The following is a 15772-nucleotide window of genomic DNA, read 5'->3' on the forward strand; positions in this document are numbered from 1 at the left end:
GCACCCCTCATGAAACCAGGCTATAATCAGGCCTGGTTTTTTATCGGCGAGAATACCCGTGACCCAGCCACGAGCAGGATTTTTACTCACCCGTCACTGGCGGGACACTCCGCAGGGCACCGAGCTCTCCTTCTGGCTGGCCACCGACGACGGTCCGCTGCAGGTCACCCTCCCGCCGCAGGAGTCCGTCGCCTTTATTCCCGAAGCGCAGCGGGCGCAGGCTGAACGGCTGCTGCAGGGGGAGAAAGGGCTCCGCTTCGCCCCGCTGGCCCTGAAAGATTTCCACCGTCAGCCGATTGTTGGCCTCTACTGCCGCGCCCATCGCCAGTTGATGCGTCTGGAGAAGATGCTCCGCGACAGCGGCGTCACCGTTTACGAAGGCGATATCCGCCCGCCGGAGCGCTATCTGATGGAGCGCTTTATCACCGCCCCGGTGTGGGTGGAAGGCGAAACGCGCGGCTCGCAGCTGGTCAACGCGCGCATGAAGCCGAACCCTGACTATCGTCCGCCGCTGAAATGGGTGTCGCTGGATATCGAAACCAGCCGCCACGGCGAGCTGTACTGCATCGGTCTGGAAGGCTGCGGCCAGCGGGTGGTCTACATGCTGGGCCCCGAACCGGAAACGCCGCCAGACGTCGACTTCGAGCTGGTCTTCACCGCCAGCCGTCCCCTGCTGCTGGAAAAGCTCAACGCCTGGTTTGCCGAACACGACCCCGACGTGCTGATCGGCTGGAACGTAGTGCAGTTCGATCTGCGCGTTCTGCAAAAGCACGCCGAACGCTATCGCATCCCGCTGCGGCTCGGCCGCGGCAACAGCGAGCTGGAGTGGCGTGAGCACGGCTTTAAGAACGGCGTCTTTTTCGCCCAGGCCAACGGGCGGCTGATTATCGACGGCATCGACGCGCTAAAATCGGCGTTCTGGAATTTCTCCTCCTTTTCGCTGGAGGCGGTGGCCCGCGAGCTGCTGGGAGAAGGCAAAGCCATCGACAACCCATGGGATCGGATGGATGAGATCGATCGCCGCTTTCATGAAGACAAACCGGCGCTGGCCATCTATAACCTGCAGGATTGCGAGCTGGTGACGCGGATCTTCCACAAAACGGAGATCATGCCGTTTTTGCTCGAACGAGCGACGGTCAACGGTCTGCCCGCCGACCGCCACGGCGGCTCGGTCGCCGCCTTCAGCCATCTCTATTTCCCGCGCATGCACCGCCTGGGCTACGTGGCGCCGAATCTCGGCGACGTACCGCCGCAGGCGAGCCCCGGCGGCTACGTGATGGACTCCCGCCCCGGCCTGTATGACTCGGTGCTGGTGCTGGACTATAAAAGCCTGTATCCGTCGATTATTCGTACCTTTTTAATCGATCCGGTCGGCCTGGTTGAAGGGCTGGCGCAACCCGATGATCAGCACAGTATCGAGGGCTTCCTCGGCGCCCGCTTCTCGCGAGATAAGCACTGCCTACCGGGGATTGTCAGCCAGATCTGGCACGGCCGGGATGAAGCCAAACGCCAGCACAATAAGCCGCTCTCCCAGGCGCTGAAGATCATTATGAACGCCTTTTACGGCGTGCTGGGGACCAGCGCCTGCCGCTTCTTCGACCCGCGTCTCGCCTCGTCGATCACCATGCGCGGCCATGCGATCATGCGCCAGACTAAAGCGTTAATTGAAGCCAAAGGCTATGACGTTATCTACGGCGATACCGACTCCACCTTCGTCTGGCTTAAGCGCCCGCACAGCGAAGCCCAGGCGGCGGAGATCGGCCGCGAGCTGGTCAGCGATGTCAACGCCTGGTGGGCGCAGGAGCTTAGCAAAAGCCAGCTTACCAGCGCCCTGGAGCTGGAGTATGAAACCCACTTCTGCCGCTTTTTAATGCCGACGATCCGCGGCGCCGATACCGGCAGCAAGAAGCGCTATGCCGGGATGATTCAGGAGGGCGATGCCCAGCGCATGGTGTTTAAGGGGCTGGAAACGGTGCGTACCGACTGGACGCCGCTGGCCCAGCAGTTTCAACAAGAGTTATACCTGCGCATCTTCCGCAACCAGCCGTATCAGGATTATGTGCGGGAGACTATCGCCAGGCTGATGAACGGCGAGCTCGACGAACAGCTGGTTTATCGCAAACGCCTGCGCCGGCCGCTGGCGGAGTATCAGCGCAACGTACCGCCGCACGTGCGCGCCGCCCGGCTTGCCGATGAACACAACCTGAAGCTTGGGCGGGCGCAGCAGTATCAGCAGCGCGGCACCATCAAATACGTCTGGACCACCAGCGGCCCGGAGCCGGTGGATTACCAGCAGTCGCCGCTCGATTACGATCACTATTTAACAAAGCAGTTGCAGCCGGTGGCGGAAGGGATCCTGCCCTTCGTCAACGATGACTTTGCTACAATAGTGACAGGACAGTTGGGGCTATTTTGATTTTTTGTCACCCATTCCACGGGCACGAAAGCCTAAAAATGAAGCGTGAGGAGAACGTGACGAACGTTCTGCCATCCAGTAATATAGCGCCCTTTCCATTCCTGGCCCCAATTTTGACGCATCTCCGATTGTTCATGGAGATGATCAACTATTGCCTGCAATTAAAGAACTAAAGAGCCGAACATATATGCCTTTTACACTTGGTCAACGCTGGATTAGCGACACAGAGAGCGAACTAGGATTAGGGACGGTGGTAGCGCTGGATGCGCGCATGGTCACTCTCCTTTTCCCCGCCATCGGCGAAAACCGTCTGTACTCTCGCAACGATTCCCCGATCACCCGCGTAATGTTTAACCCGGGCGACACCATCACCAGCCATGAAGGCTGGCAGCTCCACGTTGACAAAGTGAATGAAGAGAACGGGCTGCTGTCCTACACTGGCACCCGCCTGGACACCCAGGAAGCGAACGTCACCCTGCGTGAAGTGCTGCTCGACAGCAAACTGGTATTCAGCAAACCGCAGGACCGCCTGTTCGCCGGCCAAATCGACCGCATGGATCGCTTTGCCCTACGCTACCGCGCGCGCAAGTTCCAGAGCGAACAGTACCGCATGCCGTGGAGCGGCCTGCGCGGCCAGCGCACCAGCCTGATCCCGCACCAGCTGCATATTGCCCACGATGTGGGCCGTCGTCACGCGCCGCGCGTCCTGCTGGCCGATGAAGTGGGCTTAGGTAAAACCATTGAAGCCGGGATGATCCTGCACCAGCAGCTGCTCTCCGGCGCCGCAGAGCGCGTGCTGATCGTGGTCCCGGAAACCCTCCAGCACCAGTGGCTGGTGGAGATGCTGCGCCGTTTCAACCTGCGTTTCTCGCTGTTCGACGACGAGCGCTACGCCGAAGCGCAGCACGATGCCTACAATCCGTTCGAAACCGAACAACTGGTGATCTGCTCTTTAGACTTCGTGCGTCGCAGCAAGCAGCGCCTGGAGCATCTGTGCGACGCCGAGTGGGACCTGATGGTGGTCGACGAAGCGCACCACCTGGTGTGGAGCGAAGAGGCGCCGAGCCGTGAATATCAGGCTATTGAACAGCTGGCTGAGCGCGTGCCGGGTATCCTGCTGCTCACCGCGACGCCGGAACAGCTGGGAATGGAGAGCCATTTTGCGCGCCTGCGTCTGTTGGATCCGAACCGCTTCCACGATTTTGAACAGTTTGTCGAAGAACAGCAGAACTACCGTCCGGTGGCCGACGCCGTCGCGCTGCTGCTGGCGGGCAACAAGCTGAGCGATAGCGAACTCAATACCCTAGGCGATCTGATCGGCGAGCAGGATATCGAGCCGCTGCTGCAGGCCGCCAACAGCGATCGCGAAGATGCCCAGGCCGCGCGCCAGGAGCTGATCTCGATGCTGATGGACCGCCACGGCACCAGCCGCGTGCTGTTCCGTAATACCCGTAACGGCGTCAAAGGTTTCCCGAAACGCGAGCTGCACACCATTCGTCTGCCGCTGCCGACCCAGTACCAGACGGCCATCAAAGTGTCCGGCATTATGGGCGCGCGCAAAACCGCGGAAGAGCGCGCGCGCGACATGCTCTATCCGGAGCAGATCTATCAGGAATTTGAAGGTGATACCGGTACCTGGTGGAACTTCGACCCGCGCGTCGAGTGGCTGATGGGCTACCTGACCAGCCATCGCTCGCAGAAGGTGCTGGTAATCTGCGCTAAGGCCGCCACCGCCCTGCAGCTGGAACAGGTGCTGCGCGAGCGCGAAGGCATCCGCGCCGCGGTGTTCCATGAAGGGATGTCGATTATCGAACGCGACCGCGCCGCGGCGTGGTTTGCTGAAGAAGACACCGGCGCTCAGGTGCTGCTGTGCTCCGAGATCGGCTCCGAAGGACGCAACTTCCAGTTCGCCAGCAACCTGGTGATGTTCGACCTGCCGTTTAACCCGGATCTGCTGGAGCAGCGTATCGGTCGTCTCGACCGTATCGGCCAGGCGCACGATATCCAGATCCACGTTCCGTACCTGGAAAAAACCGCGCAGTCGGTGCTGGTGCGCTGGTATCACGAAGGGCTCGACGCCTTCGAACATACCTGCCCGACCGGTCGCACCGTCTACGACAGCGTGCACGATGAACTGATCAACTATCTTGCGGCGCCGGAATCCACCGACGGCTTTGACGATCTGATCAAATCCTGCCGCCAACAGCATGATGCCCTGAAGGCGCAGCTGGAGCAGGGCCGCGACCGTCTGCTGGAGATCCACTCCAACGGCGGCGAGAAAGCCCAGGCCCTGGCGGAGAGCATCGAAGAGCAGGATGACGACACCAGCCTGATCGCTTTCTCGATGAACCTGTTCGATATCGTCGGCATCAACCAGGACGACCGCGGTGAAAACCTGATCGTCCTCACCCCTTCCGACCATATGCTGGTGCCGGATTTCCCGGGCCTGCCGGAAGACGGTTGCACCATCACCTTCGAACGTGACGTGGCGCTGTCGCGTGAAGATGCGCAATTTATTACCTGGGAACACCCGCTGATACGCAACGGTCTGGACCTGATCCTTTCCGGCGATACCGGCAGCAGCACCATTTCGCTGCTGAAGAACAAGGCGCTGCCGGTCGGCACCCTGCTGCTGGAGCTGATCTATGTCGTCGAAGCGCAGGCGCCGAAGCAGCTGCAGCTCAACCGCTTCCTGCCGGCGACCCCGGTTCGCATGCTGCTGGATAAAAACGGCAACAACCTCGCCGCGCAGGTGGAGTTCGAAAGCTTCAACCGCCAGCTGAGCGCGGTCAACCGCCATACCGGTAGCAAGCTGGTCAATGCGGTGCAGCAGGACGTTCACGCGATTCTGCAGCAGGGTGAAGCGCAGATCGCCAAAGCGGCGCAGGGGCTGATCGACGCGGCGCGTAACGAAGCCGATGAAAAGCTGACGGCGGAGCTGTCGCGTCTGGAAGCGCTGAAGGCGGTGAACCCGAACATCCGTGACGACGAACTGGCGGCGATCGAAAGCAACCGTCAGCAGGTGATGGATGCGCTGGCGCAGGCCGGATGGCGTCTGGACGCGCTGCGTCTGATCGTCGTCACTCACCAGTAACGGAACGCGAACATGGCGATGGAAAACTACAATCCGCCGCAGGATCCCTGGCTGGTGATCCTGTATCAGGATGAGCACATCATGGTGGTCAACAAGCCGAGCGGCTTGTTGTCCGTCCCCGGTCGTCTTGAGGAGCATAAAGACAGCGTGATGACGCGCATTCAGCGCGACTTCCCGCAGGCCGAATCGGTGCATCGCCTGGATATGGCCACCAGCGGCGTGATTGTGGTGGCGCTGAATAAAGCCGCCGAGCGTGAACTGAAGCGTCAGTTCCGCGAGCGCGAGCCGAAGAAGCAGTACGTCGCCCGCGTCTGGGGCCATCCGCAGCCGGCGGAAGGCCTCGTGGATTTACCGCTGATTTGCGACTGGCCGAACCGGCCAAAGCAGAAGGTGTGCTATGAAACCGGCAAAGCGGCGCAAACCGAATATGAGGTGCTGGAGTACGCAGAAGATAACACCGCCCGCGTGCGCCTGAAGCCGATTACCGGACGGTCGCACCAGCTGCGCGTGCATATGCTGGCGCTGGGGCATCCGATCCTTGGCGACCGCTTCTATGCCACGCCGGAGGCGCTGGCGATGGCCCCGCGCCTGCTGCTGCACGCCGAGACGCTCACCATCACCCATCCTGCCTACGGCAACGCGATGACCTTTCGCGCGCCGATCGACTTTTAACGCTCATACTTCGAGTTGCATGCGGGTTGGCTGCGTGCAACTCGGATTAGTGAGGATACAGAAAACAATCCCGATTAATCGCGGGCGAACCACGCGTCAATCATCTGCTCAACGCGGGCGACGACGAGATCGGTGTCGTGACGACGGCTGCGCGCACAGGCGTGCGCCGGCTCATCGCACAGCAGGCAGCGGCGCTGCGATTCGCCCAGCGACTGGCGTCCCACCAGCCCGTTCTGCGGACAGATTACATCGATATCCCACAGGCGTCCCAGCGGATGGATCTGCTCCAGCGTACTGCACATCGCTTTGATTTCGCTGGCCGGATGCGCTACGCACCACAGCGCTTCTGGCCCGGTCGGCAGCCATAGCACCTGACGATCCAGCGTTTGCCAGCGGTGCTTCCACAGCAGCTGATCGCAGGCCTGGAGGGCAACGCCCATCATATTACGATAGCGAATGCTGTCCTTCACCGCCCCCGGGGTCACCAGGGTCAGGGAAATAACAGGCTGCTGATAATGGGCCAACCAGTCGGCCTGGCGGGCTGCACGCTGCTCTTTCGCCGCCAGCAATGCCTCGATGCTGACGCCCGCCTGGGCGGGAGTATCCACTGACATTAATTCCTCTCCTACATATGATAAATACGACAGCGCCTGGACTGTCATGATGATGGTTGCGATAGCCGATCGCGCGCTGATTGTAACGCTAAATGCGGAGCATTTAGGATACAGAACGCAGATATTTTCGGCGTTCTGTAGCGGAAAATAGCAGATTTATCGCTGAGCGTAGCGTTATATCACGCCAGATAGTGGCTGAGGAACAGCAACCCCAGCGAGACATTTATCGCCCCGCCGATGCGGGTAGCGATCTGCGCGAACGGCATCAGGCTCATGCGGTTGCCGGCGGTCAGGATCGCCACATCGCCGGTGCCACCCTGCCCGCTCTGGCAACAGGAAACAATCGCCACATCGATCGGGTGCATCCCTATCTTTTTACCAACCAGGAAACCGGTCGCCACCAGCGCGGAGACGGTACTGACGATCACCAGCAGGTTGGTTAAAGTGAAGGCGTTTACCAGTTCCTGCCACGGAGTGATCGCCACGCCGACGGCAAAGAGGATCGGGTAGGTGACCGCGGTGCGGAAGAATTTATACACCATCTGCGACCCCTCCTGCAGACGCGGAGACACCACGTTAGCCAGCTTTAACAGTACCGCGAGGAACAGCATGCCTACCGGCGCCGGCAGACCAATCAGTTTGTGGCCGAGCATCCCCATCATATACAGCAGTACCGCCAGCAGCGCGCCGGAGGCGAGGGTCCCAACGTCGGTCTTACCGCTCACGCCTTCGCTCTCGCTGAGGCTGCGGGTTTCATGGCTGCGGTTCGGCATCAGTTGCCCTTCGCCGGTCAGATGCGGGAAGCGCTTGCCGAGCTGGTTGAGGCAGCCGGAGATGACGATCGCCGTCAGGCTGCCAAGCATCACCATCGGCAATACCCGGCCCAGGGCCACGCCCTGCTCCATATGCATCAGCGCGGCATAACCCATTGACAGCGGGATCGCCCCCTCTCCCACGCCGCCGGCCATAATCGGCAGCACGATAAAGAAGAACACCTGGAACGGCTCCATGCCCAGCAGCGTGCCGACGCCGATGCCCACCAGCATGCCGACCACTTCGCCGCACAGCATCGGGAAGAAGATCTTCAGAAAGCCCTGAATCAGCGTGGTGCGGTTCATACTCATGATGCTGCCGACAATGATGCAGCAGATATAGAGATAGAGGATGTTAGTGGATTTATAGAATTTGGTCGTGGATTCAATAACCACGTCAGGCAGCAGACCATAGTGGACCAGCGCGGAAGGAATAAAGGTGGCGCAGATCGCCGCCGCACCGAGTTTCCCCAGCACCGGGAGGCGTTTACCAAACTCGCCGCAGGCGAAGCCAAAGAAAGCCAGGGTGGCCACCATCACCACGATATCGCTCGGCAGTTTGCCGCCAAGGCAGTCGAGGGCAATCAGTCCTCCGGCCAGCAGAAACAGCGGCAGCGGGACGATCCCCACCTTCCAGTTATCCATAATATGCCACCAGCGCTGCTTGAGCGTGGTTTTCGGCGTATCGATCGGTTCAAGGGTTGCAGAGAATGCATTGTCTGTGGTGCTCATAAATTCAGCCCTGTCGTTATTATTCATTTTCAGCGTAAAGGGACAGCGGCGTCGTTAATGTGAAGCTTCCCAGATTAAAAAAGAAGTTTTAATGGTCACTATGGTTTTTATGGTTTTTATTCGCTGAACTGCCCAGGAGTGATATATCTCTGATTTATGACTGTGGTTTTTATGGTTTTTATTTCCCGCCGGCCGCCTATTTCCGCCGCGACCGCTGGCGGCAGCCCGCGCCTGCGCCGCTGATCACAACTTTCCCTTAACATTTACGTCACGTGACAGAAAAATGATAGAGTGCCGCTATGGTTAATACGTCGTCCGGGGCCTATGAAATTATCTTTTCAATATAAGCTGTTTATTTCTCTGGTCGCTTTTTTCTCGGTCCTTTTTATCGCGCTGGGCATTTATTATTATTTTGACGCCAGCCGCCAGCTTTATCAGGAGATGAGCGCCCGGGCCAAAATACAGGCCGAAGAGATAGCCCTGATGCCGAATTTACGTCAACAGGTCAGCCGGCACGACCCACAGGCGATTCAGGCGTTTATGCAGCAAATCGCCGCCCATAGCGACGCCAGCTTTATCGTCATCGGCGACCGTCAGGGAGTTCATCTGTTTCATTCCGTCCATCCGGAGTGGGTTGGCACCCGACTGGTCGGCGGCGACAACCAGGCGGTACTGGAAGGGAAATCCATCACCACCATTCGCAAAGGCGGCCTCGGGGTCTCGCAGCGCAGCAAAACGCCCATCGTTGATGACGCAGGGCGAGTGATCGGTATTGTCTCCGTCGGCTACCTCACCAGCTATCTCGACAGCATTACTCTGACTAAAGTGATCAATATTTTTATCGCCGCCGTCCTGCTGCTCATCGCCCTGTTTATCTTCTCCTGGTACTTTACCCGCAGTATCAAGAAGCAGATTTTTTCGCTCGAGCCGCGGGAAATTGGCCTGCTGGTTCGCCAGCAAAAGGCGATGATGGAGTCGATCTTTGAGGGGGTGATCGTCATCGATCGCCAGCGGCGTATTGAGGTGATAAACCATGCCGCCCGCAGCCTGCTGGGGCTCAGCCAGCCCGCCCGCCAGCTGCGCGGTCAGTCGATCGACAGCGTCATTTCGCCGCAGCCCTTTTTCGCCAGCGGCGACATGCTCGAACGCGATACCCACGATGAGCTATGCCGCTTCAACCAGTTGACCGTGCTCGCCAGTCGGGTGCGCATTATGCTGGAGAATACCCTGCAGGGCTGGGTGATCACATTCCGTGACCGCAATGAAATCAATGCCCTCACCGCCCAGCTGAGCCAGGTGAAGCGCTATGTCGACAATCTGCGCATCATGCGCCACGAGCAGCTCAACCGGATGACTACCCTCTCCGGCCTGCTGCATATGGGCCATTATGACGAAGCGATCCGCTATATTCAGGCCCAGTCGGAACATGCTCAGGAGCTACTGGACTTTATCTCCTCGCACTTCCACTCGCCGACGCTATGCGGTCTGCTGCTCGGCAAAGCCACCCGCGCCCGCGAAAAAGGCGTGGCGCTGAGCTTCGACCCGGCCTGCCGCATCGACCGCCCCCTGCCGTCGCTGATGGAATCCGAGCTGATCTCCATCATCGGCAACCTGCTGGATAACGCCATCGAAGCCACGCAGCGTGCCGAGCTGCCGCATGAGCCGGTGGAAGTCCTGATCCAGCTCAACGCCCGGGAGTTGATTATCGAAGTGGCCGACCGCGGCGTCGGCATCCGCCCCGATATCCGCGAGCGCATTTTTGAACGCGGCGTCACCACCAAAACCCGTGGCGATCACGGCATTGGTCTGTATCTTATTGAACATTATGTCACTCAGGCGGGCGGCACCATCGAAGTCGCCGATAACGCGCCGCGGGGAACGATCTTCACCCTATTTATCCCGGCCGACGCGCACGCCTGTCCGCAACCGGAGGCCCACGATGCATCATGACCTGGTCGATGTGCTAATCATTGAAGATGAGAGCGAACTGGCGCGCCTGCACGCCGAGCTTGTGCAAAAACACCCGCGACTGCGGCTGGCAGGCATGGCGGCCTCCCTCGCCCAGGCGCGGCAGCTGCTTCACGCCACGCCGCCGCAGCTGGTGCTGCTGGATAACTATTTACCGGACGGCAAAGGCGTCACGCTGATGACCGACCCGGCGCTGGCGACCAGCCAATGCTCGGTGATCTTTATCACCGCCGCCAGCGATATGGAAACCTGCAGCCAGGCCATCCGCAACGGCGCCTTCGACTATATCCTTAAGCCGGTATCATGGAAGCGGCTGAGCCAGTCGCTGGAGCGCTTTATCCAGTTCTACGATCAGCAACGGGAGTGGAAAATCGTCGATCAGCAAAACGTCGATTCCCTCTATCAACTGCAGGCGAAGAACTATCGCGTGGATAGCGGCAGCAAGGGGATTGAAGAGAAAACGCTGGCGCTGGTGCAGGGACTGTTTAGCGACCGGGAAGCGCACTGTTTTTCCGTTGATGAAGTGGTCAGCGCCGCCGGGCTCAGCAAAACCACCGCCCGTCGCTATCTGGAGCACGGCGTTGAGACCGGTTTTCTGGAAGTGGAGATGCTGTACGGAAAAATTGGCCATCCGCGGCGGCTGTATCGCCGCGCTAAGGTCAAAAGTTAAAACCCCTCGCCGGACGGGAGGGGCTGGAAACGTCAGAAGCCGCGCTGCTCTTTGATCAGCTCCCAGGCCTTCTGGATCTCCTGGGCCTTCTGTTTGGCCATCTCCATCATCTCCGGCGGCAGACCTTTCGCTACCAGCTTGTCCGGATGATGTTCGTTCATCAGCTTGCGATAGGCGCGCTTCACCGTCGCCGCGTCGTCGGTCGGTTTTACTCCCAGCACATTGCAGGCATCTTCGAGGGTCGGCCCACGCTGCGCCTGCTGCCAGCCGGCGTTGCCGCCATGCTGGCCATAAGAGCGCTGCTGCGAACCGCCGCCAAACTGGGCGCCGCCCTGCATCATCCGCAGGAATTGATCGAACTGGGCGCGGGAGATGCCGAGCTCGTCGGCAATGACGAACAGCACTTCCCGTTCGTTAGGATGCAGTTCGCCATCAGCGAACGCCGCCTGCAGCTGAATTTCCAGAAACATCCGAATCAGATCGAAACGGCCAAAGCAGACGCTGCGCAGCTGACGCATTTTCTCGCGCAGGGGATAGTTGTCGGCCTTACCGTCGCGAAACGCCTGCTGCGCCGCGGTGCGCGAGGCGCCATGCAGGTTCATGCGATCCATTAGCACATTGGCGACATGAATATCCGCTTCGGTAACGCGGCCCTTGGATTTGGTCAGGTGCCCCATCACTTCGAAGGTGGTGGAAAAGAAGAGCGACTGACGCTCCTGCTGATTGGCGAAGAGATTTAACCGGCGGCTGCGCGCCCGGTCAAACATATGGCCGACCAGAAAGCCAAGCACCACGCCCCAGAACCCACCACCCATCAGCAAAGCCACTGCCACGCCAATCACTTTACCCAAATACTGCATAGACTCCCCAACTGTTTATCGCCGTTAAGCTCGAATATGACCGCACGTTACCCGGCACTCGCGCCTCGGTCAATTGTGGGACATAGCCTATAATTTGCTTTATCATACTCGTCATTCAACAGGGTGCCTAACGCTCGGGCTCGAAACGGGCAGGATTAACACTAGCGTGATAATGTTGAGTAAGTTAGGCTCTGACCGTTTGCAAGCCGCTGTCACAAGATGATGGAACAATAAATACAACGTATGAAAAAACGTATTCCCAGCCTCCTGGCTACGATGATTGCCAGCGCCTTGTATAGCCAACAAGGCCTCGCTGCCGATCTCGCAACGCAATGTATGCTTGGCGTGCCAAGCTATGATCGTCCGCTCGTGGAAGGTCGTCCTGGCGATCTGCCGGTGACGATTAACGCCGATCATGCGAAGGGCAACTACCCGGACAACGCCGTCTTTACCGGCAACGTCGATATTAACCAGGGGAATAGTCGCCTCCGCGCCGACGAAGTTCAGCTGCACCAGCAGCAGGCCGCGGGCCAGGCGCAGCCGGTGCGCACGGTGGACGCGCTGGGCAACGTGCATTACGACGATAACCAGGTGATCCTCAAAGGGCCAAAAGCCTGGTCGAATCTGAATACCAAAGATACCAACGTCTGGCAGGGCGATTATCAAATGGTCGGACGCCAGGGACGCGGCACCGCCGACCTGATGAAACAGCGCGGTGAAAACCGCTATACCATTCTCGAAAACGGCAGCTTTACCTCCTGTCTGCCGGGCTCCGACACCTGGAGCGTCGTCGGCAGCGAAGTTATCCACGATCGCGAAGAGCAGGTTGCCGAGATCTGGAACGCCCGCTTCAAGCTTGGCTCTGTGCCGATTTTCTATAGCCCCTACCTGCAGCTGCCGGTGGGCGATAAGCGTCGTTCAGGCTTCCTGATCCCGAACGCGAAATACAGCACCAAAAACGGCGTGGAATTCTCCCTGCCGTACTACTGGAACATCGCGCCAAACTTCGATGCCACTATTACTCCGCACTATATGAACAAACGCGGCGGCGTGATGTGGGAAAACGAGTTCCGCTATCTGACCCAGCTCGGCAGCGGCTTAACTGAATTCGACTACCTGCCGTCGGATAAAGTCTACGAAGACGACCACTCGAGCGACAGCAACAGCCGCCGCTGGCTGTTCTACTGGAACCACTCAGGGGTTATCGATCAGGTATGGCGTCTGAACGCTGACTACACCAAGGTCAGCGATCCTGACTACTTCAACGACTTCAGCTCGAAATATGGTTCCAGTACCGATGGCTATGCGACGCAGAAATTCAGCGCCGGTTACGTCAACCAGAACTTTGACGCCACGGTATCGACCAAACAGTTCCAGGTCTTTGACCGCGAATCGAGCAACTCCTATTCGGCTGAGCCGCAGCTCGACGTCAACTACTACCAGAATGATGTCGGTCCGTTCGATACCCATCTCTATGGACAGGTTGCCCATTTTGTTAACTCGAATAACAACATGCCGGAAGCGACCCGCGTTCACTTCGAACCGACGATCAACCTGCCGCTGTCCAACGGTTGGGGCAGTCTGAATACCGAAGCCAAGCTGCTGGCGACTCACTACCAGCAGAGCAACCTCGATAAGTACAATGCCGCCAACGGCACTGACTATAAAGAGTCCGTCAGCCGCGTAATGCCGCAGTTTAAAGTCGACGGCAAAATGGTCTTTGAACGCGACCTGCAGGAGGGATTCACCCAAACGCTGGAACCGCGCGTGCAGTATCTGTACGTGCCGTACCGCGATCAGAGTGAAATCGGCAACTACGACTCCACGCTGTTGCAGTCGGATTACACCGGTCTGTTCCGCGACCGTACCTATAGCGGTCTGGACCGCATCGCGTCGGCTAATCAGGTCACCACCGGGCTCACCTCGCGCGTGTATGATGCCGCCGCGGTGGAACGTTTTAATATTTCCGTTGGTCAAATCTACTATTTCACCGAGTCACGCACCGGTGATGACAACATCAACTGGGAGAACAACGATACCACGGGTTCACTGGTCTGGGCCGGCGATACCTACTGGCGCATTGCCGATGAATGGGGTCTGCGCGGAGGGATCCAGTACGATACGCGTCTGGATAACGTTGCCACTGGTAACGGCACCATTGAATACCGTCGCGATGAGAACCGCTTAGTTCAGCTTAACTATCGTTACGCCAGCCCGGAATATATTCAGGCCACGCTGCCGTCATATTCCACCGCGGCACAATATAAACAGGGTATTTCGCAGGTGGGGATGACCGCCAGTTGGCCAATTGTCGATCGCTGGTCCGTGGTCGGGGCCTACTACTACGATACTAATACCCGGAAAGCAGCAAACCAGATGTTGGGTGTGCAGTATAACTCCTGCTGCTACGCCATCCGTCTTGGCTACGAACGTAAAGTCAACGGCTGGAACAGCAACGACAACGGCGGCGAGAGCAAATACGATAACACCTTCGGAATCAATATCGAATTGCGCGGTCTGAGCTCTAACTACGGCCTCGGCACCCAGCAGATGCTGCGCTCGAACATTTTACCGTACCAGAGCTCCCTGTGATGCGGCTGGTTTACAACATCATCCGCATTTGCGGTTAATCGAAATGGAAAAAGTATGAAGAACTGGAAAACGCTGCTTCTCGGTATCGCCATGATCGCGAATACCAGTTTCGCTGCCCCCCAGGTGGTCGATAAAGTAGCGGCCGTCGTCAATAATGGCGTCGTGCTGGAAAGCGACGTCGATGGTTTGATGCAATCGGTTAAGCTCAATGCTGGTCAGGCTGGCCAACAGCTGCCGGATGACGCCACCCTGCGCCATCAAATCCTCGAAAGACTGATCATGGACCAGATCGTGTTACAGATGGGGCAGAAGATGGGCGTGAAGATCTCTGACGACCAGCTCGATCAGGCTATCGCCAACATCGCCAAACAAAATAATATGACCTTGGATCAGATGCGCAGCCGTCTGGCCTATGAAGGCATCAACTACAACACCTACCGTAACCAGATCCGTAAAGAGATGCTGATTTCGGAAGTGCGTAACAATGAAGTGCGTCGTCGCATCACCGTGCTGCCGCAGGAAGTGGAAGCGCTGGCGAAACAGATCGGCGACCAGAACGACGCCAGCACCGAGCTCAACCTGAGCCACATCCTGATCCCGCTGCCGGAGAACCCGACCTCTGATGAAGTCGCCGCGGCCCAGGAGCAAGCAAACTCCATCGTTGAGCAGGCGCGCAACGGCGCCAACTTCGGCAAACTGGCGATCACCTACTCCGCTGACCAACAGGCGCTGAAGGGTGGCCAGATGGGCTGGGGCCGTATCCAGGAGCTGCCGGGCATTTTCGCTCAGGCGTTAAGCACCGCGAAGAAAGGGGATATCGTCGGTCCGATTCGTTCCGGCGTTGGTTTCCACATTCTGAAAGTCAACGACCTGCGCGGTGGTACCCAGAATATCTCCGTTACCGAGGTTCACGCCCGTCATATTCTGCTGAAACCGTCGCCGATCATGAACGACGCCCAGGCTCAGGCTAAGCTAGAACAGATCGCAGCCGAGATTAAGAGCGGGAAAATCACGTTTGCTCAAGCGGCGAAAACCTATTCGGAAGATCCGGGTTCGGCAAACCAGGGCGGTGATTTAGGCTGGGCCACGCCGGACATCTTTGACCCGGCGTTCCGCGATGCGCTGATGCGTCTGAACAAAGGGCAGACCAGCGGACCGGTGCACTCTTCCTTTGGCTGGCATCTGATCGAACTGCTGGATAGCCGTCAGGTCGACAGAACCGACGCCGCGCAGAAAGATCGTGCTTACCGCATGCTGATGAACCGCAAATTCTCTGAAGAAGCGGCAACCTGGATGCAGGAACAGCGCGCCAGTGCGTATGTTAAAATTCTGAGCAACTAAT

General features: G+C 58.5%; 10 protein-coding genes. 7 read left to right on the forward strand and 3 right to left on the reverse strand.

The window, feature by feature from the left end:
- The first annotated feature begins 58 nt into the window (after nt 1-58).
- The 3 genes from polB (at nt 59) to rluA (ending at nt 6182) form a co-directional block, all read left to right on the forward strand.
- Complete coding sequence (gene polB, locus AB1E37_RS21425) at nt 59-2416, forward strand: DNA polymerase II (protein WP_020317174.1); 2358 nt, start codon at nt 59-61, stop codon at nt 2414-2416.
- A 187-nt stretch (nt 2417-2603) separates the two neighbouring features.
- The gene (rapA, locus tag AB1E37_RS21430) at nt 2604-5510 is read left to right on the forward strand and encodes an RNA polymerase-associated protein RapA (RefSeq protein ID WP_004178574.1); all 2907 of its coding nucleotides are present in this window, start codon (nt 2604-2606) and stop codon (nt 5508-5510) included.
- Nucleotides 5511-5522: 12 nt separating this feature from the next.
- A complete protein-coding gene (gene rluA, locus AB1E37_RS21435) occupies nt 5523-6182 on the forward strand; it encodes a bifunctional tRNA pseudouridine(32) synthase/23S rRNA pseudouridine(746) synthase RluA (protein WP_002888348.1) in 660 nt (219 codons plus the stop codon).
- Between the two features lie 74 nt (nt 6183-6256).
- Here rluA and citX read toward each other — a convergent pair whose 3' ends face one another.
- Nucleotides 6257-6796: a citrate lyase holo-[acyl-carrier protein] synthase gene (gene citX, locus AB1E37_RS21440; RefSeq protein WP_004222645.1), complete on the reverse strand. Its 540-nt coding sequence runs from the start codon at nt 6794-6796 to the stop codon at nt 6257-6259.
- 179 nt (nt 6797-6975) lie between these two features.
- The gene (locus tag AB1E37_RS21445; protein WP_002888345.1) at nt 6976-8340 is read right to left on the reverse strand and encodes a 2-hydroxycarboxylate transporter family protein; all 1365 of its coding nucleotides are present in this window, start codon (nt 8338-8340) and stop codon (nt 6976-6978) included.
- A gap of 324 nt (nt 8341-8664) precedes the next feature.
- On the opposite strand from AB1E37_RS21445, the gene AB1E37_RS21450 reads away from it, so the two are divergent.
- Both AB1E37_RS21450 and AB1E37_RS21455 read left to right on the forward strand, forming a co-directional pair.
- Nucleotides 8665-10290 carry a sensor histidine kinase gene (locus AB1E37_RS21450; protein WP_004222643.1) on the forward strand — a complete coding sequence of 542 codons (1626 nt, stop codon included), beginning with the start codon at nt 8665-8667 and terminating at the stop codon, nt 10288-10290.
- Nucleotides 10280-10978 carry a response regulator gene (locus AB1E37_RS21455; protein ID WP_002888337.1) on the forward strand — a complete coding sequence of 233 codons (699 nt, stop codon included), beginning with the start codon at nt 10280-10282 and terminating at the stop codon, nt 10976-10978. Before AB1E37_RS21450 ends, AB1E37_RS21455 begins: the two co-directional genes overlap by 11 nt.
- Nucleotides 10979-11010: 32 nt before the next feature.
- On the opposite strand, the gene djlA is transcribed toward AB1E37_RS21455, so the two are convergent.
- On the reverse strand, nt 11011-11838 hold the full coding sequence (djlA, locus tag AB1E37_RS21460; protein ID WP_002888332.1) for a co-chaperone DjlA: 828 nt from the start codon (nt 11836-11838) through the stop codon (nt 11011-11013).
- 243 nt (nt 11839-12081) lie between these two features.
- Between djlA and lptD the strand changes: the two genes are divergently transcribed.
- Complete coding sequence (lptD, locus tag AB1E37_RS21465; RefSeq protein WP_004147026.1) at nt 12082-14430, forward strand: LPS assembly protein LptD; 2349 nt, start codon at nt 12082-12084, stop codon at nt 14428-14430.
- A gap of 54 nt (nt 14431-14484) precedes the next feature.
- Nucleotides 14485-15771, forward strand: coding sequence for a peptidylprolyl isomerase SurA (gene surA, locus AB1E37_RS21470; RefSeq protein ID WP_002888329.1), 1287 nt, complete (start codon nt 14485-14487; stop codon nt 15769-15771).
- Nucleotide 15772 lies beyond the last annotated feature (1 nt).

Source organism: Klebsiella sp. Shm-1, from assembly GCF_040804525.1.
GTDB classification, from domain to species: Bacteria; Pseudomonadota; Gammaproteobacteria; order Enterobacterales; family Enterobacteriaceae; genus Klebsiella; species Klebsiella pneumoniae.

Excerpts from the sequence above, each read along its gene's own strand:
- rapA (WP_004178574.1), top strand. The coding sequence starts at position 2,604 with ATGCCTTTTACACTTGGTCAACGCTGGATTAGCGACACAGAGAGCGAA.
- rluA (WP_002888348.1), top strand. The coding sequence starts at position 5,523 with ATGGCGATGGAAAACTACAATCCGCCGCAGGATCCCTGGCTGGTGATC.
- citX (WP_004222645.1), bottom strand. The coding sequence starts at position 6,796 with ATGTCAGTGGATACTCCCGCCCAGGCGGGCGTCAGCATCGAGGCATTG.
- AB1E37_RS21445 (WP_002888345.1), bottom strand. The coding sequence starts at position 8,340 with ATGAGCACCACAGACAATGCATTCTCTGCAACCCTTGAACCGATCGAT.
- AB1E37_RS21450 (WP_004222643.1), top strand. The coding sequence starts at position 8,665 with ATGAAATTATCTTTTCAATATAAGCTGTTTATTTCTCTGGTCGCTTTT.
- AB1E37_RS21455 (WP_002888337.1), top strand. The coding sequence starts at position 10,280 with ATGCATCATGACCTGGTCGATGTGCTAATCATTGAAGATGAGAGCGAA.
- djlA (WP_002888332.1), bottom strand. The coding sequence starts at position 11,838 with ATGCAGTATTTGGGTAAAGTGATTGGCGTGGCAGTGGCTTTGCTGATG.
- lptD (WP_004147026.1), top strand. The coding sequence starts at position 12,082 with ATGAAAAAACGTATTCCCAGCCTCCTGGCTACGATGATTGCCAGCGCC.
- surA (WP_002888329.1), top strand. The coding sequence starts at position 14,485 with ATGAAGAACTGGAAAACGCTGCTTCTCGGTATCGCCATGATCGCGAAT.